At 68.1% G+C, this 22,496-nt stretch carries 24 protein-coding genes and 1 tRNA gene; 12 read left to right on the top strand and 13 right to left on the bottom strand.

Annotated elements, in window-relative coordinates:
* Positions 1 to 3: 3 nt before the first annotated feature.
* The 3 genes from FQU85_RS05710 to FQU85_RS05700 are packed head-to-tail and all read left to right on the top strand — an operon-like array spanning position 4 to position 3,116.
* Entirely contained in the window at positions 4 to 1,116 is a 1,113-nt protein-coding gene (locus FQU85_RS05710; protein WP_145845491.1) for a tRNA (guanine(26)-N(2))-dimethyltransferase, read from the top strand.
* Between the two features lie 32 nt (positions 1,117 to 1,148).
* Entirely contained in the window at positions 1,149 to 2,312 is a 1,164-nt protein-coding gene (locus FQU85_RS05705; protein ID WP_145845481.1) for a YihY/virulence factor BrkB family protein, read from the top strand.
* Positions 2,313 to 3,116: a phosphatase PAP2 family protein gene (locus FQU85_RS05700; protein WP_145845474.1), complete on the top strand. Its 804-nt coding sequence runs from the start codon at positions 2,313 to 2,315 to the stop codon at positions 3,114 to 3,116. It begins immediately after the preceding gene.
* Here FQU85_RS05700 and glnA read toward each other — a convergent pair.
* Entirely contained in the window at positions 3,113 to 4,483 is a 1,371-nt protein-coding gene (glnA, locus tag FQU85_RS05695) for a type I glutamate--ammonia ligase (protein WP_145845470.1), read from the bottom strand. The genes FQU85_RS05700 and glnA overlap by 4 nt on opposite strands.
* Positions 4,484 to 4,609: 126 nt before the next feature.
* Between glnA and lrp the strand changes: the two genes are divergently transcribed.
* Positions 4,610 to 5,068 (top strand): HTH-type transcriptional regulator Lrp, encoded by a 459-nt coding sequence (lrp, locus tag FQU85_RS05690; protein ID WP_145845467.1) that lies wholly within the window; start codon positions 4,610 to 4,612, stop codon positions 5,066 to 5,068.
* A gap of 102 nt (positions 5,069 to 5,170) precedes the next feature.
* On the opposite strand, the gene thsB is transcribed toward lrp, so the two are convergent.
* On the bottom strand, positions 5,171 to 6,838 hold the full coding sequence (gene thsB, locus FQU85_RS05685; RefSeq protein WP_145845465.1) for a thermosome subunit beta: 1,668 nt from the start codon (positions 6,836 to 6,838) through the stop codon (positions 5,171 to 5,173).
* 177 nt (positions 6,839 to 7,015) lie between these two features.
* Here thsB and FQU85_RS05680 point away from each other — a divergent pair, with 177 nt between their 5' ends.
* Together FQU85_RS05680 and FQU85_RS05675 are read left to right on the top strand one after the other, a co-directional pair.
* Positions 7,016 to 7,255, top strand: a complete 240-nt coding sequence (locus tag FQU85_RS05680) for a hypothetical protein (RefSeq protein WP_145845463.1) — start codon at positions 7,016 to 7,018, stop codon at positions 7,253 to 7,255.
* A gap of 47 nt (positions 7,256 to 7,302) precedes the next feature.
* A complete protein-coding gene (locus FQU85_RS05675) occupies positions 7,303 to 8,175 on the top strand; it encodes a transmembrane domain-containing protein (protein ID WP_145845461.1) in 873 nt (290 codons plus the stop codon).
* A 48-nt stretch (positions 8,176 to 8,223) separates the two neighbouring features.
* Here FQU85_RS05675 and FQU85_RS05670 read toward each other — a convergent pair.
* The 3 genes from FQU85_RS05670 to FQU85_RS05660 all read right to left on the bottom strand — a co-directional run bounded on the left by FQU85_RS05670 (position 8,224) and on the right by FQU85_RS05660 (position 8,901).
* A tRNA-Ser gene (locus FQU85_RS05670) sits at positions 8,224 to 8,305 on the bottom strand.
* 29 nt (positions 8,306 to 8,334) lie between these two features.
* A complete protein-coding gene (locus FQU85_RS05665) occupies positions 8,335 to 8,520 on the bottom strand; it encodes a hypothetical protein (protein WP_145845458.1) in 186 nt (61 codons plus the stop codon).
* Positions 8,521 to 8,901, bottom strand: a complete 381-nt coding sequence (locus FQU85_RS05660; RefSeq protein ID WP_145845456.1) for a Rid family detoxifying hydrolase — start codon at positions 8,899 to 8,901, stop codon at positions 8,521 to 8,523.
* An 80-nt stretch (positions 8,902 to 8,981) separates the two neighbouring features.
* On the opposite strand from FQU85_RS05660, the gene FQU85_RS05655 reads away from it, so the two are divergent.
* Positions 8,982 to 9,827 (top strand): hypothetical protein, encoded by an 846-nt coding sequence (locus FQU85_RS05655; protein WP_145845454.1) that lies wholly within the window; start codon positions 8,982 to 8,984, stop codon positions 9,825 to 9,827.
* Between the two features lies 1 nt (position 9,828).
* On the opposite strand, the gene ilvA is transcribed toward FQU85_RS05655, so the two are convergent.
* Entirely contained in the window at positions 9,829 to 11,040 is a 1,212-nt protein-coding gene (gene ilvA, locus FQU85_RS05650; RefSeq protein ID WP_145845452.1) for a threonine ammonia-lyase, read from the bottom strand.
* A 273-nt stretch (positions 11,041 to 11,313) separates the two neighbouring features.
* Between ilvA and FQU85_RS05645 the strand changes: the two genes are divergently transcribed.
* Complete coding sequence (locus tag FQU85_RS05645) at positions 11,314 to 12,039, top strand: sporulation protein (RefSeq protein ID WP_145845449.1); 726 nt, start codon at positions 11,314 to 11,316, stop codon at positions 12,037 to 12,039.
* A gap of 24 nt (positions 12,040 to 12,063) precedes the next feature.
* Here FQU85_RS05645 and citZ read toward each other — a convergent pair whose 3' ends face one another.
* Positions 12,064 to 13,215, bottom strand: a complete 1,152-nt coding sequence (citZ, locus tag FQU85_RS05640) for a citrate synthase (RefSeq protein WP_145845446.1) — start codon at positions 13,213 to 13,215, stop codon at positions 12,064 to 12,066.
* An 87-nt stretch (positions 13,216 to 13,302) separates the two neighbouring features.
* On the opposite strand from citZ, the gene FQU85_RS05635 reads away from it, so the two are divergent.
* The 3 genes from FQU85_RS05635 (at position 13,303) to FQU85_RS05625 (ending at position 16,588) form a co-directional block, all read left to right on the top strand.
* Complete coding sequence (locus tag FQU85_RS05635; RefSeq protein WP_145845442.1) at positions 13,303 to 14,493, top strand: potassium channel family protein; 1,191 nt, start codon at positions 13,303 to 13,305, stop codon at positions 14,491 to 14,493.
* 74 nt (positions 14,494 to 14,567) lie between these two features.
* On the top strand, positions 14,568 to 15,524 hold the full coding sequence (locus FQU85_RS05630) for a succinylglutamate desuccinylase/aspartoacylase family protein (RefSeq protein WP_145845440.1): 957 nt from the start codon (positions 14,568 to 14,570) through the stop codon (positions 15,522 to 15,524).
* Positions 15,521 to 16,588, top strand: a complete 1,068-nt coding sequence (locus FQU85_RS05625; RefSeq protein WP_145845437.1) for a pyridoxal-phosphate dependent enzyme — start codon at positions 15,521 to 15,523, stop codon at positions 16,586 to 16,588. The genes FQU85_RS05630 and FQU85_RS05625 overlap by 4 nt, the downstream gene beginning before the upstream one ends.
* Here FQU85_RS05625 and FQU85_RS05620 read toward each other — a convergent pair whose 3' ends face one another.
* Together FQU85_RS05620 and FQU85_RS05615 are read right to left on the bottom strand one after the other, a co-directional pair.
* Positions 16,589 to 16,810 carry a hypothetical protein gene (locus FQU85_RS05620; RefSeq protein WP_145845432.1) on the bottom strand — a complete coding sequence of 74 codons (222 nt, stop codon included), beginning with the start codon at positions 16,808 to 16,810 and terminating at the stop codon, positions 16,589 to 16,591. It abuts the gene before it with no gap.
* 193 nt (positions 16,811 to 17,003) lie between these two features.
* The gene (locus FQU85_RS05615) at positions 17,004 to 18,260 is read right to left on the bottom strand and encodes a tRNA(Ile)(2)-agmatinylcytidine synthase (RefSeq protein WP_145845429.1); all 1,257 of its coding nucleotides are present in this window, start codon (positions 18,258 to 18,260) and stop codon (positions 17,004 to 17,006) included.
* A gap of 90 nt (positions 18,261 to 18,350) precedes the next feature.
* Between FQU85_RS05615 and FQU85_RS05610 the strand changes: the two genes are divergently transcribed.
* Positions 18,351 to 19,310, top strand: a complete 960-nt coding sequence (locus FQU85_RS05610; protein WP_145845426.1) for a transcriptional regulator — start codon at positions 18,351 to 18,353, stop codon at positions 19,308 to 19,310.
* Here FQU85_RS05610 and FQU85_RS05605 read toward each other — a convergent pair.
* The 4 genes from FQU85_RS05605 to pyrE all read right to left on the bottom strand — a co-directional run bounded on the left by FQU85_RS05605 (position 19,307) and on the right by pyrE (position 22,459).
* A complete protein-coding gene (locus FQU85_RS05605; RefSeq protein WP_145845424.1) occupies positions 19,307 to 19,552 on the bottom strand; it encodes a glutathione S-transferase N-terminal domain-containing protein in 246 nt (81 codons plus the stop codon). The genes FQU85_RS05610 and FQU85_RS05605 overlap by 4 nt on opposite strands.
* 46 nt (positions 19,553 to 19,598) lie before the next feature.
* On the bottom strand, positions 19,599 to 21,035 hold the full coding sequence (locus tag FQU85_RS05600) for an NCS2 family permease (RefSeq protein WP_145845422.1): 1,437 nt from the start codon (positions 21,033 to 21,035) through the stop codon (positions 19,599 to 19,601).
* A 107-nt stretch (positions 21,036 to 21,142) separates the two neighbouring features.
* Positions 21,143 to 21,859: a phosphoribosyltransferase family protein gene (locus tag FQU85_RS05595; RefSeq protein ID WP_145845418.1), complete on the bottom strand. Its 717-nt coding sequence runs from the start codon at positions 21,857 to 21,859 to the stop codon at positions 21,143 to 21,145.
* A gap of 72 nt (positions 21,860 to 21,931) precedes the next feature.
* A complete protein-coding gene (gene pyrE, locus FQU85_RS05590) occupies positions 21,932 to 22,459 on the bottom strand; it encodes an orotate phosphoribosyltransferase (RefSeq protein ID WP_145845416.1) in 528 nt (175 codons plus the stop codon).
* Between the last annotated feature and the right edge of the window lie 37 nt (positions 22,460 to 22,496).

Here is a 22,496-nt window from a genome sequence, read left to right as displayed (position 1 = left end):
CGTATGCTCGTAGAGGAGGGTGCGGTGACGGTGGAGGTCGAGTCCGCGTCCGGCGGCGGCGAGGGCGCGGCGGAGGGCGTGTTCTTCAACCCCGGTCAGGAGCTTAACCGCGATATCACCGTCGCGGCGCTCCGCGCGTACGGCGAGCGCACGCCGGAGGCCGACAGCTACCTCGACGCGACCGCCGCGAGCGGTATCCGGGGCGTTCGCGCGGCGAACGAGGGCTGGAACGTCACGCTCGCCGATACCGACCCGGACGCCGTCACCCTCGCGCGCCGGAACCTCGAACGGAACGACCTCCAGGGGGCGGTCGTCCATCAGGACGCGAACGCCGTTCTCCACGACAAGGACGCCTACGTCGACGTGGTCGATATCGACCCCTTTGGCACGCCGATTCCGTTCGCGGACGCCGCGCTCGCGAACGCCCGCGACCTCGTCTGCGTCACCGCGACCGACACCGCGCCGCTGTGTGGCGCGCACTTCGAGTCCGGCGTCCGCAAGTACTCCACCGTCCCCCGGAACACCGAGTACCACGCCGAGATGGGGCTGCGAGTGCTGCTCGGCGCGTTCGCCCGAACCGCCGCGCGCTACGACGTGGGCGTCACGCCGATCCTGAGTCACGTGAGCGACCACTACGTCCGCACCTACCTCGACCTCTCCCACCGCGCGACCGACGCCAACGCCGCAATCGACGAACTCGGCTACATCCACCACTGCGAGGCCTGCCTCCACCGCCGGACCGAGAAGACCCTCCTTCCCGAATCGCCGGACGCCTGCCCGAACTGCGGGGAGGGCGTGCAGACCGCCGGCCCGGTCTGGCTCGGCGCCGCCCACGACGCCGAGTTCGTCGCGGACGTGGTTCGAGAGCTCACGGGCGAGATGGGGGCGGCGGAGCGCGCCGAGCGCCTTCTCGAACGCATTGCGAGCGAACTCCACGAACCCACGCACTACGACCAGCACAAGCTCTACAAGCGCTGGAACGAACCCGCGGTCGGGATGGACGAGTTCCTGGACGCGGTTCGCGACGGCGGCTACGAGGCGTCGCGCGCCCACTACGGCGGGACGACGTTCAAGACGACGGCGTCCGTCGCAGCGTTGCGCGACCTCGCCCCGTAAGGGTTTTTCAGACCGGAGGTCGAACGCAGCGTGTGTCACGAAACGCCGTCTCGGTCGCCCGCGAGGTCGTCGCCGAGGCGCAGGACAGCCAGATAACGTTCCTCGCGGCCGCCGTCGCCTACTACGCGTTCGTCTCCCTCATCCCCCTCCTCCTGCTGACGCTCGCCGCCGCGTCCTACCTCGGCGTCGAATCCATCGGCGAGCAGATAGTCCAACTCGTCGGCACCCTGCTCACCGCTGAGGGGAGCGACGCCGTGCGGAACGCGCTGCGGGGCGCGAGCGGCCGCGGAACCGCCACCGTCGTCTCCCTCGTCGTGCTCGCGTGGTCGGGCCTCAAGCTCTTCCGCGGGCTGGACGTGGCGTTCGCGCACGTCTACGGCGTGGTCGGCGCGCGCCCGCTCACTCACCAGCTACGGGACGGCGTGCTCGTCCTCGGCGCTATCGCCGCGGGCGTCGTCGCCGCCGTCGTCGCCGGGTTCGTCGCCGGGTTCGTCGCCACCGGCCCGTTCGTCGGCGTCGTCGCGTTCGGCCTGCTCGCCGTTACGCTCTGCCTCGTCTTCTTCCCCATCTTCTACATCTTCCCCGACGCCGACATCACCCCGAGAGAGGCCGTGCCCGGCACGCTGCTCGCCGCCGCCGGCTGGACCGCCCTCAGCGGCATCTTCGAGGCGTACGCGCCGCTCGCGGGGAAGTACCAGGCGTACGGCATCCTCGGCGCCGCGCTCCTGCTGGTGACGATACTGTACGTTGGCGGTACGATTATCATGGTCGGGGCGGTACTGAACGCCGTGCTCGCGGGACGAACCGACGAAACCGACGTACACGACGAAGTCGACGAACCGGACTCCGCTCCGGACATCGCGGAGATGGAGCGGGAAGTACGCGCGCTGCGCGCCGAGCTCGACGCGAAGACGGTGTCGAAGAACGATCTCGAATCGGACCTCCGGACGTACGTCCGCAAGCGGCTGCGTCGCAATCACGCCCGCGGCTGGGGGCCCTACCTCGTCCTCCTCTACGGGACGCTGATGACGCTCGGGGCGTTCTACTTCCTCTCCGGCGGCTGGGCCATCCTGGCGATGGTCGTGGTCTGGCTGTCCACCCTCGGCCTCTACGCCCTCATGTTGCTGTTCGGCGTCGGACTCAACGCCGCCGGCGTCCCCGGTCGCATCGCCGACTGGGTGAACGACCGCCGATAGATGCACGGTCTCGGCGTCTCCGACGCGCTCGCCGGACGGGTTCCCGAGGCGCTCGTCCCGCTTCTGCGCGCGCTCACCGCGCTCGGCGACCCCGAACTGTTCCTCGTCGCCGCGCCACTCCTCTACTGGCTCGGCCCCCGATACGACGTGCTCTCGCCCGAACGCGCGGCGCGCTTCCTCGGCATCGTCGTCGGCGGACTGGCGCTCGTCGTCGCGCTCAAGAGCCTGTTCGGGTTCCACCGCCCGCCGGCCACAGTCGCGCTCGTTCACGCGGACGGCTACGGCTTCCCGAGCGGCCACGCGACCGGCGCGGCCGTCTTCTACGGCGCGCTCGCCGCGCTCCTCCGCGCTGGCACCCGGCGAACCCGATACGCGGTCGCGGGCGTCGTCGTCGCCGTCGTCGCGGTCACGCGACTCGCGCTCGGCGTCCACTACCTCCCGGACGTGGTTGCGGGCGTCGTCGCGGGAAGCCTCCACGCCGCGTTCGCGCTCGCCGTCTCCCGGGACAGTGTCGCAAACGCGTTCTTCGTCGCGCTCGCCGCCGGCACCGCGGGTCTCGCGCTCGCGTGGACGGCCGAGGCCGCGACCGTGTTCGGCGCGACCCTCGGCGGTATCGTCGGCTGGCAGGCCGCCCGAGAGCGCGTCCAGCGACTCGCCGACGCGTCCGCGTGGTCTGTGCTCGCGCTCGTGCCACTGCTCGCCGTCGGCGGACTGCCGCTCGCGATAGAACCGCCCGTGCCGGTCGCGGCGGCGGGAGGAATAGTGTTAGGGTTCGGCGTGATGTGGGTGCCGACGCGCCTCTAGAACGTCTCGAGGTAGCGCTCGAGTTCCCAGTCCGACACCTGAATGCGGTAGCCGGTGTGTTCCTCGCGTTTCGCCTCGACGAACTTCTCCGCGATGTGCTCGCCGAGCGTGTCCAACATGACCTCGTTCGATTCGAGGGCGTCCACGGCTTCGCCGAGGTTGGACGGTAGCGTCTCGATGCCGTGCTCCTCGCGTTTGGCCTCGTCGAACTCGTAGATGTTCTCGCGAACCGGGTCGGGCGCGTCGAGGCCCCTCTCGATGCCGTCGAGTCCGGCGGCGATGAGCGCCGCGAACGCGAGGTACGGGTTGCACGAGGGGTCGGGGAACCGCGCTTCGATGCGGGACGCGGCGGGAACGCGGGCGGCGGGTTTCCGGATGAGCGCGCTGCGGTTCCGGTCGGACCACGCGACGTACACGGGCGCTTCGTAGCCAGGAACGAGGCGCTTGTAGGAGTTCACGGTCGGGTTCGAGACGGCCGTGATGGCGGGCGCGTGTTCGAGGATGCCCGCGAGGAACTGGTGGGCGGTCTCGGAGAGGTCGAACTCGTCGTCCTCGTCGTGGAACGCGTTCTCGCCGTCCTCGAACAGCGAGAAGTGCGTGTGCATCCCGGAGCCGTTGATCTCCGCGATGGGCTTCGGCATGAACGTCGCGTGCAGGTCGTGCTCGGCGGCGATGGCGCGGACGACCGTGCGGAACGTCGCGACGTTGTCGGCCGTCGTGAGCGCGTCGTCGTACTCGAAGTTGATCTCGTGCTGGGACTCGGCGACCTCGTGGTGGGACGCCTCGATTTCGAACCCCATCGATTCGAGGCCGTTGATGATGTCGCGGCGAACGTCGGACGCGGGATCCTTCGGCGCGAGGTCGAAGTATCCGCCGAAGTCGGAGAGTTCGGTGGTGGCGCGGCCGCGCTCGTCCTCCTCGAACAGGAAGAACTCGGGTTCGGGCGCGGCGTTCACCGTGTACCCCATCTCCTCGGCGCGGTCGAGGACGTTCTTCAGGACGCGGCGCGGGTCGCCCTCGAACGGCTCGCCCGTCGACGTGTCGATGACGTCACAGATGAGGCGAGCGGACGCCGTCTCCTCGCGCTGGCGCCACGGCAGGATGGCGAACGTCTCCGGATCCGGCTTGAGGCGCATGTCGGACTCCTGGATGCGGACGAAGCCCTCGATGCTGGAGCCGTCGAAGTAGATGCCGTCAGTGAAGGCCTTCTCCGCCTGGTCGGCGGGGACGGAGACGTTCTTCACCGTGCCGAGGATGTCCGTGAACTGCAAGCGGAGGAAGTCGACGTTCTTCGCCTCGATCTCGTCGAGGACGTCCTGTTCCGTCTCGCTCAGCCCGCCGTCCGGAGAAAGGTTCCCTTTTGTCATTGGTTTCGACAGTAATACGAGACAGGAGCCACCATATTAGCCGTACCGGTTGGCGCAATCTCCACCAACCGACCCCTAACTGGACATTCGTTAAATTCTAAACCCCCGATACCGTAGTAGGGTTCGATGACGTACGAAAACCTCGACGCAAAACTCATCAACGCACTACTCGGCGACGGTCGGGCCAGCCTCCGCAGCCTCGCAGACGACCTCAACGTGTCCGTCACCACCGTCTCCAACCACCTCAAAGACCTCGAAGACGCCGGCGTCATCGACGGCTACACGCCCGTCGTCGACTACGACGAACTCGGCTACGACGTCACCGCCGTCCTCCAGCTCAAGGTCGAGGGGAACAGCCTCCCCGACATCACCGACCGTATGCGCGCTCACAAGCAGATGGTGTCGGTGTACGAAGTCACCGGCGACTACGACATCTTCGCCGTCGGGAAGTTCCGCGACACCGACGACATGAACGACCTCATCAAGACGCTCCTCGGCGACGCCGACATCAAGGAATCCAGCACGAGCGTCGTCCTCAACGCCGCCGCCGAGCACGAACAGTTCGAACTCGACATCCAGGAGTAGCCGGACGCGCGCTCTTTCGTTCTCGAAAAGAACGCAGAAGATAGTCGTCGAGCGGTGCGAACGCAGCGCGGTCGGGGGACGGGAGCGGGCAGGTGGCCGATTTTACATCATGCCGCCCATGCCGCCGCCCATGCCGCCCATGCCGCCGCCGGGCGCGCCACCTTCGTCGTCGCCCTTGTCGGTGGACAGGTCGCCCGCGGAGATGATGTCGTCGATCTTGAGCACGAGGTTCGCGGCCTCGGTGGCGCTGGAGAGCGCCTGCTCCTTGGCGTGCGCGGGTTCGACGACACCGCCCTCGTAGGTGTCTTCGAGATCGCCGGTGAGGACGTTCAGGCCGGTGTTCTGCTCGCCGGTCTCGTGGGCCGCGCGGAGGTCGACGAGAATGTCGATGGGGTCGAGGCCCGCGTTCTCGGCGAGGACGCGCGGGATGAGTTCGAGCGCGTTCGCGAAGGACTCGACGGCGAGCTGCTCGCGGCCGCTGACGGAGTCCGCGTACGAGCGGAGTCGGTCGGCGAGTTCGACCTCGATTGCGCCGCCGCCGGGGAGGACGCGGCCGTCAGTGAGCGTCTGCGCGGCCACGTCGAGAGCGTCCGTGACGCCGCGTTCGAGTTCGTCGACGACGTGATCCGTGCTGCCGCGGAGGAGGAGTGTGACGCCGTGGGCCTCCTCCTCGAGGCCTTCGACGTAGAAGAGGTCGTCCTCGTCGTCGCGGCGGACGCTGCCGCGCCCGAGGTCGTCCTCGGTGAGGCTGTCGAGGTCCTGGACGACGCTGCCGCCGAGGACGTTCTTGAGGAAGCCGATGTCCGATTTCTTCACGCGGCGGACGGCGAGCACGCCCTCCTTCGCGAGGTAGTGCTGCGCCATGTCGTCGATACCCTTCTGGCAGAACACGACGTCCACGCCGGTCTCGACGATCTTGTCGACCTTCTCCTGGAGCTGTTTTTCCTCCTGGTCGAGGAAGCTCTGGAGCTGGTCGGGGCTGTCGATACTCACCGAGGTGTCGGCGTTCGCCTCTTCGACCTCGATGGCTTCGTTGAGGAGGAGCGTGTTCGCGTCGTCGAGCTCCGTGGGCATCGAGTCGAGGACGGGATCCTTGTCGATGGCCGCGCCCTTGAGGAGGTCGGACTCGCCGACGGCGCGACCGGTCTGGGTCTCGATGTTGATGTTCGCCACGTCGACGACGGTGGAGCCGTCCTCGGCGTCGACGGACACCTGATCGAGCGCCTCGTAGATGAGGCTGCTGAGGAGTTCCTTGTCGATTTCAGCGCTCTTGCCCGTCATGGACGTCTCCGCGACGGAGCGGATGAGGGCTTCGTCCTCGGGGTCGACGGAGACGGCGATGTCGTCGACTTCCTCGCGGGCCTTCTCGGCGGCCTGGTTGTAGCCCTTGATGATGGCCGTCGGATGGATGTCCTGTTCGAGGAGGTCTTCGGCCTCCTTGAGGAGTTCGCCCGCGATGGCGACCGCGGTCGTGGTGCCGTCGCCGGCCTCGTCCTCCTGGGTCTCGGCGACTTCCACGATCATCTCCGCGGTGGGGTTGTCGATGTCCATCTCCTCGAGGATGGTGACGCCGTCGTTCGTGATGGTTACGTCACCCATCGAGTCGACGAGCATCTTGTCCATCCCCTTCGGACCGAGGGTGGAGCGCACGGCGTCCGCGACGGCGCGCGCCGCGGAGATGTTGTGTTCCTGCGCGTCCTTGTCCTTCACTCGCTGGGCGTCATCTCCCATGATAATCATGGGCTGGCCCTGCATACGCTGTTGCGACATAGCTACTCGAATGATTGTTTGTCCTTCTATATAAAACCTTGGGCCGAAGGGGGGAGAAGGGCGGTGAGACGCCCGGAGCCCCCAGAATTCGTGTCGTGTGTTCACACAGTACAGTCCGATCCGGGGGCACGTGATCCGCCCACCACGCCTTTCACGCCGCTCCGAGAACCCCCAAATATGGCGACACTCACGCCGGATGACGAGGGCAAGTTCCTCGTGGACATCGAAGGCGAACAGCTCGGCATCGTCACCGCAGTCGAGGACAACACCGCCTGGGTCGACCCCGAACCCGGACTCGGTGAGTCAGTGCTCGCCGCCTTCGGCTGGACGGAGAAAGGCGAGGACGACTACACCGTGAGCGGCGACGCCGTGGACACCGTCACCGGCGAGGAAGTCCGCGTCCACACGGACATCTGAGCACTCCCCTGGTTTTACGTCGAAACGCGGAGGAGAACCAGCCACGCATGTCCGCCCTTCCCATCGTCGTCGGCGTCGTCCTCCTCCTGATTGCGGCGTTCGCCGGCGTCTACGGCCGCCGCCAGCACCGCCGGAGCGCGCTCGTCGAAGGAACCGAAACCACCGACGTGAGAGACATCCGCGAGGAAGGACGCGTCGAACTGAAAGGCACGGTCCGAACCGAGAACGCGTTCGACTCCCCCATCCGCGGCGACCCCGCCGTGGTCTCCGCGTGGGAAGTCGAGGAGTGGGACGAACGCGGCGACACCGAGATGTGGGAGACGCGCGCCGAAGGCGTCTACGCCACACCGTTCACGCTCGACGACGGCACCGACAGCGTCACCATCGACGTCGGCACCCACGTTGACGACGTGTCCTCCGGAACCGGCATCGACGACATTCAAGTGAGCGCCGTCGACGTGGACCGCTTCCTCTCCACCGGCGTCACCGTCGACGGCGTCACCGCCGCCATCGACGGCTTCTCCGCCGAAACCACCGTCCCGCCGGACGCCGAACCCCCCGAACGCATCGCGGCGTTCGTGCGCGGCGAAACCGGCGTCGCCACGCAATCTGACTCAGTCACGAACGTCATCGACATCGGGAACGCCCACGGCGAACGCCGCTACTACGAAGCCACGCTCTCCCCCGGCGACGACGTCTACGTCCTCGGGCACGCCCGCGCCACCGACACCGCCACCCACCCCCTCAAACCCGACGACGTCGTCATCGAACCCGTCGACGGCGAGACCTTCATCGTCTCCGACAAACCCGAAAGCGAACTCGTCGAAACCTTCGGCCGCTACACGTACGCGTACGCCGGTGCAGCTATCGCCACCATCGCCGGCATCGCCGCCATCGCGTACGGCGCAGGCGTGGTGTAACGAGAAAACACACGGAATCGTTGCTCCGCGGTGCGAGTCAGAGAGAAGCGCCGGGACTGGGATTTGAACCCAGAACCCCGTAAGGGGACACGCTTTCCAGGCGTGCGCTTTGCCATTCGGCCATCCCGGCTTACACCACTTCGTAGCCGACTCCGGCGTTTAAACCCTTCTCATTCGGGCGGCGACGGCGGGGACGGTGAGCGCGGTGGCGAGGAAGACCGCGAGGGCGACGCCGAGCAGGACGGGGAGGCCGGGGCCGTCGCCGGTGGCGAGGCGATACGCCTGCGCGAGAACGAGGAACGCGAGCGCGCCGACGAGCCCCCAGACGGCGGCGGCGCGGTTCATCTAGTCGCGGGTGGCGATGGCTTCGATCTCGACGCCGACACCCTTCGGAAGCGCGCCCGCCTGCACGGCGCTCCGCGCGGGCGGGTTGTCCTGGAAGTACTCCTCGTACGTCTCGTTCATCTCGTCGAAGTCGTCGATGTCAGCGAGGAACACCGTCGTCTTGAGCACGTCCTGGGTGGTGAGGCCTTCCTCTTCGAGGATGGCTTTCACGTTTTCGAGGCTCTGCCGGGTCTGGGTGGCGATGGGTTCGTCGTCGAGCAGGTCGCCGTCCGGCGTCATCGGAATCTGGCCGGCGGTGAACACGAGGTCGCCGTCCGTCGTCGCCTGACTGTACGCGCCGACGGCCTCGGGTGCGTCACCGGTGGAGATCGTTCGCTTCATACCCGAAGGGACGCCACGGGAGGACTTAACTCCCCGCGACTAGCCGCCGACCTGATGCCGAACCACCGCAAACTGAGAGTATGAACAAGTGGAGAACGGGCGGTGCTCTCGCAGGACTCGTCGGGCTGGCGGGCGTCGCCGAGTCCCGCTCGCGGGCGCGCGGGATCCCGTTCAGCCCCGTGGACGGCGGCAGTCGCATCGGCTCCGGATTTCCAGAGCGCGCGGGTCTCGTGGACGACAACGCGGCGACACCCGCAGGCGAGATGGACGACTTCGACGCGTTCGCGCGCCCGGACTTCGACACCGACCGCGTCGCCCCCGACATCCGCGCGTTCTACGAGACGACGAGCGACTTCGAAATGACCTACCGCGCGCGCTGGCACCGGCCGTTCCGCACCGGCGCGCGACTCGCCGCCCCCCTCACGACCCACATCCAGCAACTGAACCTCCCCGCACCCGGGGACGCCGGGACGCGAACCCTGGAGAGCCGGTTCGTCCCCATCGACCCCGACGCCGACCCGCGGCCCGGCGCGCGAGCGTGGATACGCACCGACCCTGACACCGGCGAGGCAGTGTTCGTCGCGCTCTACGCCCACCACGACGCGCGAAACGAGCGCTTCGTGAACATCGCCGCCCCCCTCCCGGGCGGGAACCTCTCGACGGTACTCCACCTCGAATCGGTCGCGACGGACAGCGCGCGGGGTGACGGCTTGCGGTTGACGACGCGCGCGCCCGGCGACCCCGGGCTCTACTGGGTGCGCGGTGGAACGGGGTTCTGGCTGCCGATGGAGCAGACGTTCACGGTGTGGCCGGCGGACGCCACGAACGCGCCGGACGCACCCGGCGACGGGCCGGTGGTGGCGACCCACGAGATGTGGCTGCTCGGCGGGAAATTCCTCACCGTGACGTACGGGATTACGCGATAGCTCAGACGAGGACTTCGACGTCGTAGCCGCGTTCGCGGAGGCTGTCGAGGAGTTCCTCGACGTGGTCTTCGCCGCGGGTTTCGAGGTCGAGTTCGACTTCGGCGGCGTTCATCGCGATGTCGCGGTTGGTGCGGTCGTGCTGGATGGCGTAGATGTTCGCGCGGGCGTCGCTGAGCACCTCGATGAGGTCGTCGAGCGCGCCGGGCCGGTCCTTGAGGACGGTGCGAATCTTGATGTAGCGGCCGGACGCGACCAGTCCGCGCGTGATGACGGTGGTGAGGAGGTTGAGGTCGATGTTCCCGCCGCAGAGCGCGGGGACGATGACCTCGTCCTTCTCGTAGACGAACTTGCCTTCGAGGAGCGCGGCGAGCGGCACCGCGCCCGCACCCTCGACCAGCGTCTTCCCGCGTTCGAGGAGCATCGTGAGCGCGCTCGCGATCTCGTCGTCAGTGACGGTGACCACGTCGTCCACGCGCTCGCGGATGACGGGGAACGTCTGCTCGCCGACCCGCCGCACGGCGATGCCGTCCGCGATGGTGTCCACGGAGTCGATGGCTTCCGGGCTTCCCTTCCGGAGGGACTGCGCGACGGTCGACGCGCCGTCGGCCTGCACGCCGACGACCCGCGTGTCGGGGCTGCGGGCCTTGATGGCGGTGGCGATGCCGGAGATGAGGCCGCCGCCGCCGATGGGGACGACGACCGTCTCGACCTCGGGGAGGTGGTCGAGGATTTCGAGGCCGATGGTTCCCTGGCCCGCCATCACGCGCTCGTCGTCGAACGCGTGGACGTACGTCCGGCCCTCCTGGGATTCGAGTTCGTGCGCGCGCTCCTGGGCGGCGTCGTAGTCCACGCCGTGCAGGACGACCTCCGCGCCGTAACTCCGGGTCGCCTTGATTTTCGAGATAGGCGCGGTCTCGGGCATCACGACCTTCGCGTCCACGCCGGAGCGGCTGGCGGCGAGCGCGACGCCCTGCGCGTGGTTGCCGGCGCTGGCGGTGACGACGCCCGCATCCGCCTCCTCCTCGGAGAGCGTGCGGATGCGGTTCGCCGCCCCCCGGATCTTGAACGACCCGGTTCGCTGGAAGCACTCCAGTTTCAGGTGGACTTCCGCGCCGGTGATGTCGGAGAACGTGTGCGAGTAGTCGAGCGGCGTGTGGCGGGCGACGTCGCTCACGCGGTCTTCGGCTTCGAGCACGTCCGCGAGTTCGAGCATACGGGGGAGAGAGCAGGGGCTACAGTAAGAATAGCGGTATAGGGGAGAGGGAGCGTGTGACTCCACTCACGCCTACGCCCGGGCGAATCATAAACCCGCGGGAAGCGGAGTGAAAGTGGAGCGCGGGCGGTTTTCGCCAACCGCCAAACGACTTCCGGACGGCCAGGCAACTCCATGTCCGGCGGGTACACCGGACGCGTTCAGTTTCACCGGGGTGGTCTGCCGGCGCCGGGGCGGTGAACGTTTATACGACGAGACGCCCCAGTGAGGGACATGGACGTACTCTCCCGCGTCGGCATCGGCGCAGCGACCGTCGACACCGTCTTCCCCTCCGACACCGTCACCGCGGGCGACTCCGTGGACGTCGAAGTCCGCGTCGCCGGCGGCGACAGCGAACAGGACGTCGACGGCATCTACTTCGCGCTCGAAACCCGCTACCACACCGAAGACGGCTACGACACCGGCGTCGTCTCGAAACAGCGCCTCACCGAATCGTTCACCATCACCCCCGACGACGACCGCACGTTCGACGCGACCATCGACATCCCCTACGACACGCCGGTGACGCTCGGCCGCACCAAGGTCTGGGTGGAAACCGGGCTCGACATCGACTGGGCGCTCGACCCCGACGACACCGACCACCTCCACGTCGAACCCGGCGACCGCCTCGGCGCGGTGCTGGACGCCTTCGACGCCCTCGGCTTCTCCGTCCACGCGGCCGAACCAACCGCCGCCGGCCGCGGCGTGTTCAGCCACCACTTCGTTCAAGAGTTCGACTTCCGCCCCCGCGGCGGCGACTTCGCCGGCGACGTGGACGAAGTCGAAGTCACCGCCCGCCCCAAATCGGACAGCCTCGACCTCGTCGTCGAAGTCGACCGCCGAGGCAGCGCGTTCGCCGAGCTCGCGGACGCCGACGAGCGCTACGAACGACTCACCGTCACCGACACCAGCGGGCTCGAAGAAGAACTGCGCGACATCGTTCAGCGACTCGCCGCGTAATCGGAAAAGAACGTCGTCCGATTCCTACCGTTCGTCGATCGGCGTCCAGTCGTTGTTCTTGTCGCCGATGTAGCGGCCGCGCGGGCGGATGAGGCGGTTGTCCTCCTGGTATTCGAGGACGTGGCCGACCCAGCCGCCGACGCGACTCATGGCGAAGATGGGCGTGTAGAGGTCGAGGGGGATGCCGAGCTGGTAGTAGACGGTGCCGGAGTAGAAGTCGACGTTGGGGGCGAGTCCCTTCTCGTCGAAGTTCTTCTCCTCCACGAGGTACTGCTCGATGTCGTGGGCGATGTCGTACCACTTCTTCTCGCCGCTCGCGTTCCCGAGATCCTTCGATTTGCGTTCGAGGATGACGGCGCGCGGGTCTTTGACGTTGTAGACGCGGTGCCCCCAGCCGGGGACGCGGAGGCCGTCCGCGATAGCGTCGTCCACCCACTTGAGGGGATCCTTGCCGGACTCCTCGACTTCGACGAGGAGTTCCATGACATCCTGGTTCGCGCCGCCGTGGAGGCTGCCGGAGAGCGCGCCGATGCCGCCGGTGACGGAGGAGTACATGTCCGCGAGCGTCGAGGCGACGACCATGCTCGTGAACGTAGAGGCGTTCAGGCCGTGGTCGGCGTGGAGCGTGAGCGCCATGTCGAACGTCTCGGCGGCCACGTCGTCGGGTTCCTCGCCGGTGAACATGTAGAGGAAGTTCGCGGCGTGCCCGAGATCCTCGCGGGGCTCGACCACGTCTTCGCCGCGGCGGAGGCGGTCGTAGGCCGCGAGGATAGTCGGGATTTTCGCGGTGATGCGGCGGCCCTTCCGGAGGCTCGCGTCGAGGTCTTCGGGGTCGGCGTCGTCCTCGGGTTCGTACGCGGAAAGCTGGCTGACGGCGGTCCGGAGCGCGTTCATCGGGTCTTCGTCCGCGTCCACGAGGTCGCGGAGGAGGTCGACGACGGCGTCGTCGATGTCGCGTTCGGCGGCCATCTCGGACTCGAACGTGTCGAGTTCCGCTCGGGTCGGAAGTTCGCCGTGCCAGAGGAGGTAGAGGACTTCCTCGTAGCTCGCGTTCTCGGCGAGATCCTCGATGGTGTACCCACGGTAGACGAGTTTACCCTCGTCACCGTCGATGTAACTCAGCGAGGACTCGGCGACGAGCACGCCTTCAAGCCCCTTGTGAAGTTCGTCTGCCATAGCCAGGGGTTCTTCGCGGTCTTTCAAAAGGATTGTCTATTAGGAAGCGCGCGAGGGTTTTTATTCGCGGCCGCTGAATCCGAGTGCATGAGCGGACGCGTCGAGTACGAGCCCGCGAGCGTGAAAGACCTCCTCGCGGAGATGAAGGACACCGCGGAACTCCTCATCGACCTCTCGTACTCGGCGGTTCTCCACGGGAGCGACGACGTTGCCGAGGAAGTGCTCGCGCTGGAAGAACGCATGGACGTGTTGCAGATGCGGGCGCGGATGAGCGTGATGATGGCGGCGCGCAACCCCGAGGAGGTGGAGTCGCTCGCGCCCGTGCTCGGCATTACGGGGGCGGCGGAGAAGGTGAGCGACGCCGCGGGTGACATCGCGAAAATCGTGCTGGATGACATCGGGCTGCCGGAGGCGATTCGGTCGGCGCTCCCGGAGGCCGTGGAGACGCTGGTGCGCGCGGAACTCTCGCCCGACTCCGCGTACGCGGGCCGGACGTTCGCGGACGTGAACCTCGAAACCGAGACGGGCGTGCGCGTCATCGCCGTCCGGCGGGGTGGCGACTGGCTTCTCAATCCCGACCGGGAGACGGCGTTCGAGGCCGGTGACGTACTCCTCCTTCGCGGCCCCGGAGAGACCATCGGCGGCGTGGTGGAGACCGCGACCGGACGAGCGTACCAGCCGCCAGAACCCGTAGAACCGGACATCGCGGACCTCGAACGCGCCGTCGATTCGCTCGTGTTGATGAAGAACATGAGCGAGCTCGCCGTCGACCTCGCGTACGGGAGCGTGCTGTTCGACTCGACGGAGATAGCCGAGGAGGTCGTGGAACTCGAAGCCGAGGTGGACGCGCTGAAGTCGCGCTTCGAGGCGTGGACGCTGGGGGCGGCGGCGGACGTACCCGACCCCGTCCAGTTGCGGGGGCTGGTGCACCTCGCGACCGCGACGGAGGTCATCAGCGACGCCGCGCTCGAAATCAGCGAGGGCGTCCTCCGCGGACTGGACACGCACGTCGTCGTACAGGAGGCAGTCGAGGAGTCAGACGAGGTTATCGTCCGGCAGACGGTCGACGCGGGGAGCGCGCTCGACGGAACGACGCTCGGCGAGCGCGCGGTGAAGACCGAGACGGGAATGCGCGTCATCGCCGTGCGGCGACCGGACACCGACGACGAGTGGGTGGTGCAGCCCGGTCCCGACACGGCGCTCCGCGCGGGTGACGTACTGCTCGCGAAGGGAACCCGCGCCGGCGCGGAACGCCTCGACGCGCTCGCGTCCGCGTGACCGCGCTACCGCGCTCTCCTGTGGTTCTCCCCGGACCGAATCAATCAATACCTTCCAGCGGCGGATTGTAGGTAATGACCACGCTGGGCTCCGCGAGCGCCGAGCCGGGGGAGGCCGGGTTCGGCCGCCTCGACGTCGGCGAGACGCGGGACGGAACCACCATCGGACTCCCCGTCGCCGTGATCAACGGCGCCGACGAGGGAGAGACGCTGTACGTGCAGGCGGCGAGCGACGGCGACGAACTCAACGGCGTCGGCGTCGTGAACCGCGTCGTCCCCCAGCTCGACCCCCAGGAACTCGCGGGGACGGTGCTCGTCGTCGGCATCACGAACTGGCACGCCTTTCAGGTCGCGGAGCACCGCAACCCCATCGACGACACGAAGATGAACCGCGCGTACCCCGGGGACGCGAACGGTTCCTCCTCGGAGCGGATCGCGCACGCGACGTTCGAGGCCGCGCAGCGCGCCGACCTCGTGCTCGACCTCCATCAGGGCTCGACGAGTCGGATGCTGAACGAGGTGCGGGTGCGGTGTGGGCGCCGCCACCGACTGCACGACGAGTGTCTCGAGCTCGCGAAGGTGTTCGACTGCGGGCACGTCCTCGACCAGAAGGGGCCGGACGGCCAGCTCGCGCGCGCCGCGCCCGACGAGGGCATTCCGACCATCGACCCCGAGCTTGGCGGCGCCGTGGGCTGGGACGAGGAGTCCATCGAGTACGGCGTCCGGGGCGTCTGGAACGTCCTCGAACACTACGGGTTCGTCGAGGGTGACGCGGAGCCGGAGTCGCAGACGCGCGCGAAGCGCTTCGACCGGTACGGCGCGCCCGCGGGCGGTATCGTGAACTTCGAAGTCGAGCTCGGGGACGAGGTGTCGGCGGGCGACGTGCTGTTCCGCGTGACGGACGTGTTCGGGTCGCTGAAGGCCGAGGTCGCGGCGCGCAGCGACGGCGTCTTCTGGCGCTCTCGGCGACTCCCGCAGGTCGCGACCGGCGAGTACGTCTGCTCCGTGGGCACGAGCGTCGACACCGCATGACCCTGGAGTGTCGCGCGTGCGGCGCGACGTACGCGGAAGGCCCCGACGAGCCGTGGCGCTGCGACTGCGGACACGCGCTCGACTTCGCGGAGCGCGCGCTCCCCGATCCTCGCGACGTGGACGCCTCTCGGGGGCTGTGGGCGTTCGAGTCGTTCCTCCCCGCGCCCCCCGACGTGTCGCTCGGCGAGGGGTTCACACCGCTGACTGACGCGCCCGCGTGGGACGCCCAGTTCAAGCTCGACTTCGTCTTCCCGTCCGGGAGTTACAAGGATCGCGGCGCGACCGTTCTGCTGTCGCGCGCGGCGGAACTCGGCGTGGAGCGCGTGCTGGAGGACTCCTCGGGGAACGCGGGCGCGGCCGTCGCGCAGTACGCCGCGCGCGCCGGTATCGACGCGGACATCTACGTGCCGGCGGACGCGAAACCGTCGAAGCTCCGCGCCATCGAGGCCGCGGGCGCGACTCCCGTGCGAATCGAGGGAACCCGGAGCGACGTGACGGACGCCTGCGTCGAGGCGGTGGCGGCGGGCGAGGGCTGGTACGCGAGCCACGCCTGGAACCCCGCGTTCTACGCGGGTACGGAGACGTTCGCGTACGAACTCGCCGTCCAGCGCGACAGGAGCGCGCCGGACGCCGTCGTCCTCCCGCTCGGCCACGGCACGCTCTTCCTCGGCGCGTACCGCGGGTTCCGACGCCTCCACGAGGCGGGCTGGACGGACTCGATCCCGCGACTGTACGGCGTCCAGGCGGCGGGCGTCGCCCCTATCGCGAACCGCCTGCACGCCGACGGCGACGGGGAGAACGACGTGCCGGACGGCATCCAGATAGCCGACCCCGCGCGCGCCGACCAGATTCTCGACGCCATCGACGCGACGGGCGGGGACGCCATCGCGCTCGACGCCGACACTACGAAGCGGGAGCTGGAGCGCCTGCACGACGGAGGCTTCTACTGCGAGCCGACGAGCGCCGTCGCGCCCGCCGGCCTCCGCGCGTACCGCGAACGCGGCGAAATCACTGCGGGAGAAGACGTGGTGGTGCCGCTCACCGGGAGCGGACTGAAAACGTAGTTAGCGGCAGTCGGCGAGCGAAACGAACGCGTCGTCTTTCGCGGTGAGCCACGTCGTCACGTCCTCTTCGGGGGCGTCAGCGGGGGACACCGTGCACTCGTCGCCGCCCGGGTAGGACTCCACGCGGCAGACGAGGTCGAATCGCGGCCACCGCTGGCTCGCGCGGGGTAGTTCGCCGCGCTCGGCGCACGTCGCAGCGTCGTGAGCGTCGGCGCCGCTCATGCGGCCACCTCCGCTGTGGGTGCGACAGTCAGATCGCGCATCGGCTACCCGGAGATTCACACCCCCCGTATTTACACCTACCTATCCCGTCCCGGAATTAAAATCGAAAGTATACAAACCCCATCCGAAATCGGCCCGAAGAAATATACGTCGAAACAGTCCCGGAGTAGATCGGCGTTCGTCAATATCCAGCCTATCCTTCGGGATGCGTCGGCGCGTCGAACCCGCCGCGGACGAGGGGCTTGGCGACGTGCCGACGCGCACAGGGCGGAACCTCGTACCAGCCCGGTGAGAGGTCGCGGCGGAGCGGTCGCTCGGTCTTCCCGGGCGCGCTGGTGTCGCAGTCCCGACAGCGATAGCCCTGGTCGCGGCCCGCGGACTCCATTCGGTTCCCGCACTCGGGACACGTCGGGGTGACGCGCTCCACGGAGACGAGCGCGTCGACGCGGAGCTTTTCGAGTTTGAGCGTGCCGTCGCTCACCTCGCCACAGGCGAGCACGCCGTCGCCGGGGCGGAGCGCGCGCACCCGCTCGCGAAAGCGCTTCGTCGGCTCGAACGCCGCGCAGGCCAGGGCGTCGCCGTCGGCTTCGAGCGTGAGGAAGACGTGGCCGCCCCGCCGGGTCTCCGGGCCGGACGCGACGGTTCCCGCGACGCGGTACGCGCCGCCGTCCGAGACGTCCGAGAGCGGAGCGTCCCGGAGGTGGGCGTCGGTTCCCTGGTTCGTGACGAACGTCCGCGCGGCGTGTGCGGGCTCGGACTCGATTGCGTCGGCGACCGTACGGACGGCGTCCGGGTCGTCGCCGCGAATCCCGTGGAGGACGGGGCCGGGCGTGTGCGGCACGCAGACCGCTTCGCCCTCGCCCCTATCGACGGTATCCCAGACGGCGGGGTATCCCGCGTCCGCCGCGGCGAACACGGACTGGTGAGAGAACTCCCGGGGAGTGCCCCAGCGGTCGGGCTGGCGGTACGAGATGCGTTCGTACGTCCAGTCCGAAAAGGCGGTCGACGCGCCGACTGCGGCGAGCGCGCCGATGCGGCCGCGGCCGCCCCGCCAGCCCTCGTGGCGGTAGCCCAGGTCGTCGGCGAGCGCGATCGCGTCACCGAGGGCAAGGAGGTCGCGGACGGCCCGCCGCGCGAACTCGCTCGCGCCCGCGCCGTCGTCGGGCGCGACCACGACCCCCGGCTGCGTGTTCGGGTCGTCGACCTCGGCCGCGTCGCTCACCACCGCGCTCGCGGCGTCGAACGCCGTCTCGGGGTCGGCGTCGGTGTGCACGGCGAGCGCGGCGTTCCCCCGGGTCTTGTGCGGGGCGGCGGGGTTCAGGCGGACGAGCAGCACGCGTTCGACACCGTCGCCCGCTGCTTCGAGACGTTCTGCGACCTCGTGAGCGGCGTACGTCGTACACATCCCGCGCTCCCGGGAGTCCGTGTCGTCCAGGCCGACGATAGTCACACGCGCAGTTCTCTCGCAGTGAATTAACAGCTTTCGGACGCTCTCCCGGCGGCACAACGCATATATGCGCCGAACGGTTTATCTCCATCTATGTCACGGTCGGCCCTCATCGAGAACGTCACCGCGATGCTCGCGGACGCCGGGTTTTCGGTGAGCGACCGCGCCACCATCCGACCGAAGAGCTTCGACGTCGCCGCCCGCCGCGGCGAGGACGTCGTGCTCCTCAAAATCCTAGCGAACATCGACGCGTTCGACGCGCCGACGGGCGCGGAGATGCGGCGGCTCGGCCACTACCTGAACGCCACCCCGCTCTTGGTCGGCCTGCGGAGCCGCGACGAGGAACTGGAACACGGCGTGGTCTACTTCCGGCACGGCGTCCCTGCCATCAGCCCGGACACCGCGCTCGATTACTTCCTCGAGGGCGTCCCGCCGCTCATCTACGCCGCGCCCGGCGGGCTCTACGTGAACATCGACGGCGACGTGCTCGCGGACGAACGCGAAGAACAGGGGTTGAGCCTCGGCCAGCTCGCCCAGGAGCTCGGCGTCTCCCGGCGCACCGTCTCGAAGTACGAGGACGGCATGAACGCCAGCATCGACGTGGCCGTTCAGCTCGAAGACCTGTTCGGGGATTCGCTCACGAGTCCGGTGAACGTCATGGAGGGCGCGGAGGACGTGCGGGACGCCGACCCAACGCCGGAGGACCCGGACGTCGACCCCGCCGACCAGCCCGTGCTCACCGTCCTCACCCGCGTCGGGTTCGACGTGCACCCGACGACGCGCGCGCCGTTCAAGGCCGTGAGCGAGGACGAACGCGAACCCAGCCTCCTCACCGGAAACAGCGACCTCACCGAAGCCGCCGTCAAGCGGGCGCGCATCATGGCGAGCGTCGGCCGCATCACCCACACGCGCTCCGTCTACTTCGTGGATAAGTCCAAGCAGACGTCCATCGACGGCACCGCCATCATCGAGCGCAGCGAGGTCGAGGACATGGACGACCCCGAGGAGTTCCGCGACCTCCTCAAAGACCGCGGCGAACCGAGCGAAGCCTAAGCGTACTGTTTTTCGAGGTACTCGACGATGTCGTCGGATTCGGGCATCCCGTCGACGCCGTTCTCGGGGTCGACGAGGACGGGGACGCCGGTCTGGCCGCTGACGTTCTCGACTTCCGTGCGCTCCGAGTGGGCGCGCGGCACGTCGATTCGCTCGTAGTCGAGGTCGAGTTCGGCGAGTTTGTCCGTGACTTTCGCGCAGTACGGACAGCCGGGGAGGTTGTAGAGCGTGATGGTTCCCATACGGAAGGGGAGAGCGTGGAGGCCTAAGAGCACCGGGGAAGCGGCGTTACGCGACGGCGCTCTGGAGGATGCCGCTGGTGCGGACGAAGAAGTAGAGCACGAAGGCGGCGGCGAGCAGCCACTGGCCGACGCTGACCTCGTCGTACTCGCCGACGGCGGTCTTGACGACGGGGTAGGAGACGATGCCGGCGGCGATGCCGTACGCGATGCTGTACGTGAAGGGCATGACGAGGATGGTGAGGCCGGCGGGGATGGCGTACGTGAGGTCGTTCCAGTCGATGCTGGTGACGTTCCCGAGCATGATGACGCCGATGACGACGAGCGCGATGTGGCTCGCGTACTGGGGGATGACGGCGGCGAACGGAACGAACACGAGGGAGACGAGGAAGAGGATGGCGATGACGAGCGCGGTCATGCCGGTGCGGCCGCCTTCCTCGACGCCGGTCGCGGATTCGATGTAGGCGGTGACGGTGGACGTACCGAGCATCCCGCCGACGGTGGTGCCAACCGCGTCCGCCATGAGGGACTTATCGGCGTCGGGGAGGTCGCCATCCTCGTCGAGGAACCCGCCGGCCTGCCCGACGCCGACGAGGGTGCCCGCGGTGTCGAAGAAGTCGACGAAGAAGAACGTGAAGACGATGAGCGCGAAGCTCAGCGCTTCGACGTTCTGGAAGCCCTCGATGAACGCGCCGGCGAGCGGCGTGATGTCGTACTGGGCTTCGGGGAGTTCGCTCCACTGGAAGCCGGAGGTAGTGACGAAGTCGGCGGCGAGGTTGCCGCCGCCGAAGCCGGCGAGGGTGAGGGCGACGCCGACGACAGTGGTACCGACGATGCCGAAGATGATGCTGCCGGTGACGCCGCGGGCGTAGAGCGCGAACGTGAAGAACAGGCCGACGATGGCGAGGATGGCGACGGGGTTCTGCGCGAGGTTGCCGAGGGAGACGGCGGTCGCGGGGTCGGTGACGACGACGCCCATCGCCTGGAAGCCGATGAGCGCGAGGAACAGCCCGATACCGGTGCCGACGGCGAACTTCACGGGTTCGGGGAAGAGCTGGATGACGTACTCGCGGGCGCCGATGGCGGTGAGGACGATGAAGAGCACGCCCTCGGTGACGACGGCGGCGAGCGCGGTCTGCCAGGGGACGCCGAGCGCGCCGACGACGGTGAACGCGAAGAAGGCGTTCAGGCCGAGGCCGGGCGCCAGTCCGAACGGCCGGTTGGCGTAGAACGCCATCACGAGTATCGCCGCGGCGGACGCGAGGATGGTGACGACGGCGAGCATCTGCACCGTCTCGGCGTACGTGTAGCCCTCGACGACGAACCCGCCGAACTCGTCGCCCTTCTTGGCGAGCGTGGCGGGGTTGACGACGATAATGTAGCTCATCGCGAGGAAGGTGGTGACTCCCGCGACGGTCTCTGTCCTGAGGTCCGTGTCGTGTTCGTCGAACCCGAAGTAGTCGGCGAGGGTATCAGCGAGTCCCATGATGCACGTTCGAGCCTACACGACAGAGTTTACTTAAACGTTACCACACGATTGTGCTAGACGTGCAATAATTGACCCCTATCCACCAGAAAACAGCACGTTCGTGCTTACTTCTCGAACGCGGTAAGGGTACCGACCGGCGCGTCCGTGCGCTCGCGGGCGCGCTCGACGCCCTCGTCGCCGACCGCGATGAGCGTGAACACGCCCGCCACGTCCGCGTCCGCCGTCGCCGCGATGTCGAGGAGGAGTTCCTGCGTCTCACCGGACCGGATGAGGTCGTCCACGACGAGCACCGACTCGCCCGTGTCGAGCGCCGACTTGGGGAGGTAGTACGTGAGTTCGATGCCGGAGTCGAGGCGCTGGCGGGCCTCGATGAACTCGTCCACCGCCGTCTCCTTCGACTTCTTCGCGTACGCACACCGCGCGTCGAAGTACGAGGCTAGGGCCGCGGCGAGCGTGATCCCGTCAGTCGCGGCCGTGAGCACCACGTCCGGCTGCCCGAAGTCGTAGGACTCCGCCGCGACCGGCGCGACCAAATCGAGGAAGGACTGGTCGAACACGACCCCGGAGTTGTCGACGTACCCCTCGTCGTCCACGGAGACGCGGGCTTCGAGTTCGTCGCGGAGCGTCTCCGTCCCGACGCCCTCGACGACGTCACGGGCGCGGTCCGCGCTCGGGAGCACGTGGCCGTTCACGTACCGGTTCAGGTCGCCGGCCGGGAGTCCCGTCTCCTCGGCGAGTTCGTCGTACGTCCGCGTCTCCTTCAGGGTTCGGAGAACCGATACCGCCTGCAACTGGAGGGTCGCCTTCTCGGCGCGATTCATACCCCTATTCACGATTCCACAAGCATGAATAACTCGAATTCGTTCAGGGGAGAAAGCAGCACGTCCGCGCGCTTATCGGTCGGCGTCCGCGAGCAGTTCCGCCGCCGTCACCAGCGCTTCGAGTTCCAGGTCGTGCTCCGCGAGCAGGTCGCTCCCGCCCTCCTCGCGGTCGACGACGACCAGCACGCGGTTGACTTCCGCGCCGGCCTCCCGCAGGGCTTGCGCCGCGTCGACCGCCGACTGCCCCGTGGTCGCGATGTCCTCCACGACCACGACCTCCTCGCCCTCGGAGAGCCGTCCCTCGATGCGGTTTCCGGTTCCGTACTCCTTCGCCTGCTTGCGCGCGATGACGTACGGGTTGTCCGTCTCCACGCTCGTCACCGCCGCCAGCGGCACGCCGCCGAGCGCGACGCCGCCCAGTTTCTCGTCCTCGACGAGGGCCGCGAACTCCCTCGCGATGAGCCGCAGACACCCCGGGTCGGTCTCGAACAGGTACTTATCGACGTAGTACTCCGAGGTGCCGCCGTGCGACAGCTCGAACTCCCCGAACCGTACCGAGTCGGCGTCCCGCAGCGCCCGAATGAGGTCGTCGTTCGCCATTACGGAGAACGTCGAGAGGACGCGTGAAAAGCGGTTC

This window comes from Salarchaeum sp. JOR-1 (assembly GCF_007833275.1).
Taxonomy (GTDB): Archaea; Halobacteriota; Halobacteria; order Halobacteriales; family Halobacteriaceae; genus Salarchaeum.
This window is presented reverse-complemented; position numbering and strand designations above follow the sequence as displayed.

Coding starts and splice junctions, on each gene's coding strand:
- FQU85_RS05595 (WP_145845418.1), bottom strand. CDS start 21,859: ATGAATCGCGCCGAGAAGGCGACCCTCCAGTTGCAGGCGGTATCGGTT.
- FQU85_RS05710 (WP_145845491.1), top strand. CDS start 4: ATGCTCGTAGAGGAGGGTGCGGTGACGGTGGAGGTCGAGTCCGCGTCC.
- FQU85_RS05700 (WP_145845474.1), top strand. CDS start 2,313: ATGCACGGTCTCGGCGTCTCCGACGCGCTCGCCGGACGGGTTCCCGAG.
- FQU85_RS05660 (WP_145845456.1), bottom strand. CDS start 8,901: ATGAAGCGAACGATCTCCACCGGTGACGCACCCGAGGCCGTCGGCGCG.
- pyrE (WP_145845416.1), bottom strand. CDS start 22,459: ATGGCGAACGACGACCTCATTCGGGCGCTGCGGGACGCCGACTCGGTA.
- FQU85_RS05605 (WP_145845424.1), bottom strand. CDS start 19,552: ATGGGAACCATCACGCTCTACAACCTCCCCGGCTGTCCGTACTGCGCG.
- glnA (WP_145845470.1), bottom strand. CDS start 4,483: ATGACAAAAGGGAACCTTTCTCCGGACGGCGGGCTGAGCGAGACGGAA.
- FQU85_RS05620 (WP_145845432.1), bottom strand. CDS start 16,810: ATGAGCGGCGCCGACGCTCACGACGCTGCGACGTGCGCCGAGCGCGGC.
- ilvA (WP_145845452.1), bottom strand. CDS start 11,040: ATGCTCGAACTCGCGGACGTGCTCGAAGCCGAAGACCGCGTGAGCGAC.
- FQU85_RS05680 (WP_145845463.1), top strand. CDS start 7,016: ATGGCGACACTCACGCCGGATGACGAGGGCAAGTTCCTCGTGGACATC.
- FQU85_RS05600 (WP_145845422.1), bottom strand. CDS start 21,035: ATGGGACTCGCTGATACCCTCGCCGACTACTTCGGGTTCGACGAACAC.
- lrp (WP_145845467.1), top strand. CDS start 4,610: ATGACGTACGAAAACCTCGACGCAAAACTCATCAACGCACTACTCGGC.
- thsB (WP_145845465.1), bottom strand. CDS start 6,838: ATGTCGCAACAGCGTATGCAGGGCCAGCCCATGATTATCATGGGAGAT.
- FQU85_RS05645 (WP_145845449.1), top strand. CDS start 11,314: ATGGACGTACTCTCCCGCGTCGGCATCGGCGCAGCGACCGTCGACACC.
- FQU85_RS05675 (WP_145845461.1), top strand. CDS start 7,303: ATGTCCGCCCTTCCCATCGTCGTCGGCGTCGTCCTCCTCCTGATTGCG.
- FQU85_RS05655 (WP_145845454.1), top strand. CDS start 8,982: ATGAACAAGTGGAGAACGGGCGGTGCTCTCGCAGGACTCGTCGGGCTG.
- citZ (WP_145845446.1), bottom strand. CDS start 13,215: ATGGCAGACGAACTTCACAAGGGGCTTGAAGGCGTGCTCGTCGCCGAG.
- FQU85_RS05625 (WP_145845437.1), top strand. CDS start 15,521: ATGACCCTGGAGTGTCGCGCGTGCGGCGCGACGTACGCGGAAGGCCCC.
- FQU85_RS05610 (WP_145845426.1), top strand. CDS start 18,351: ATGTCACGGTCGGCCCTCATCGAGAACGTCACCGCGATGCTCGCGGAC.
- FQU85_RS05630 (WP_145845440.1), top strand. CDS start 14,568: ATGACCACGCTGGGCTCCGCGAGCGCCGAGCCGGGGGAGGCCGGGTTC.
- FQU85_RS05635 (WP_145845442.1), top strand. CDS start 13,303: ATGAGCGGACGCGTCGAGTACGAGCCCGCGAGCGTGAAAGACCTCCTC.
- FQU85_RS05665 (WP_145845458.1), bottom strand. CDS start 8,520: ATGAACCGCGCCGCCGCCGTCTGGGGGCTCGTCGGCGCGCTCGCGTTC.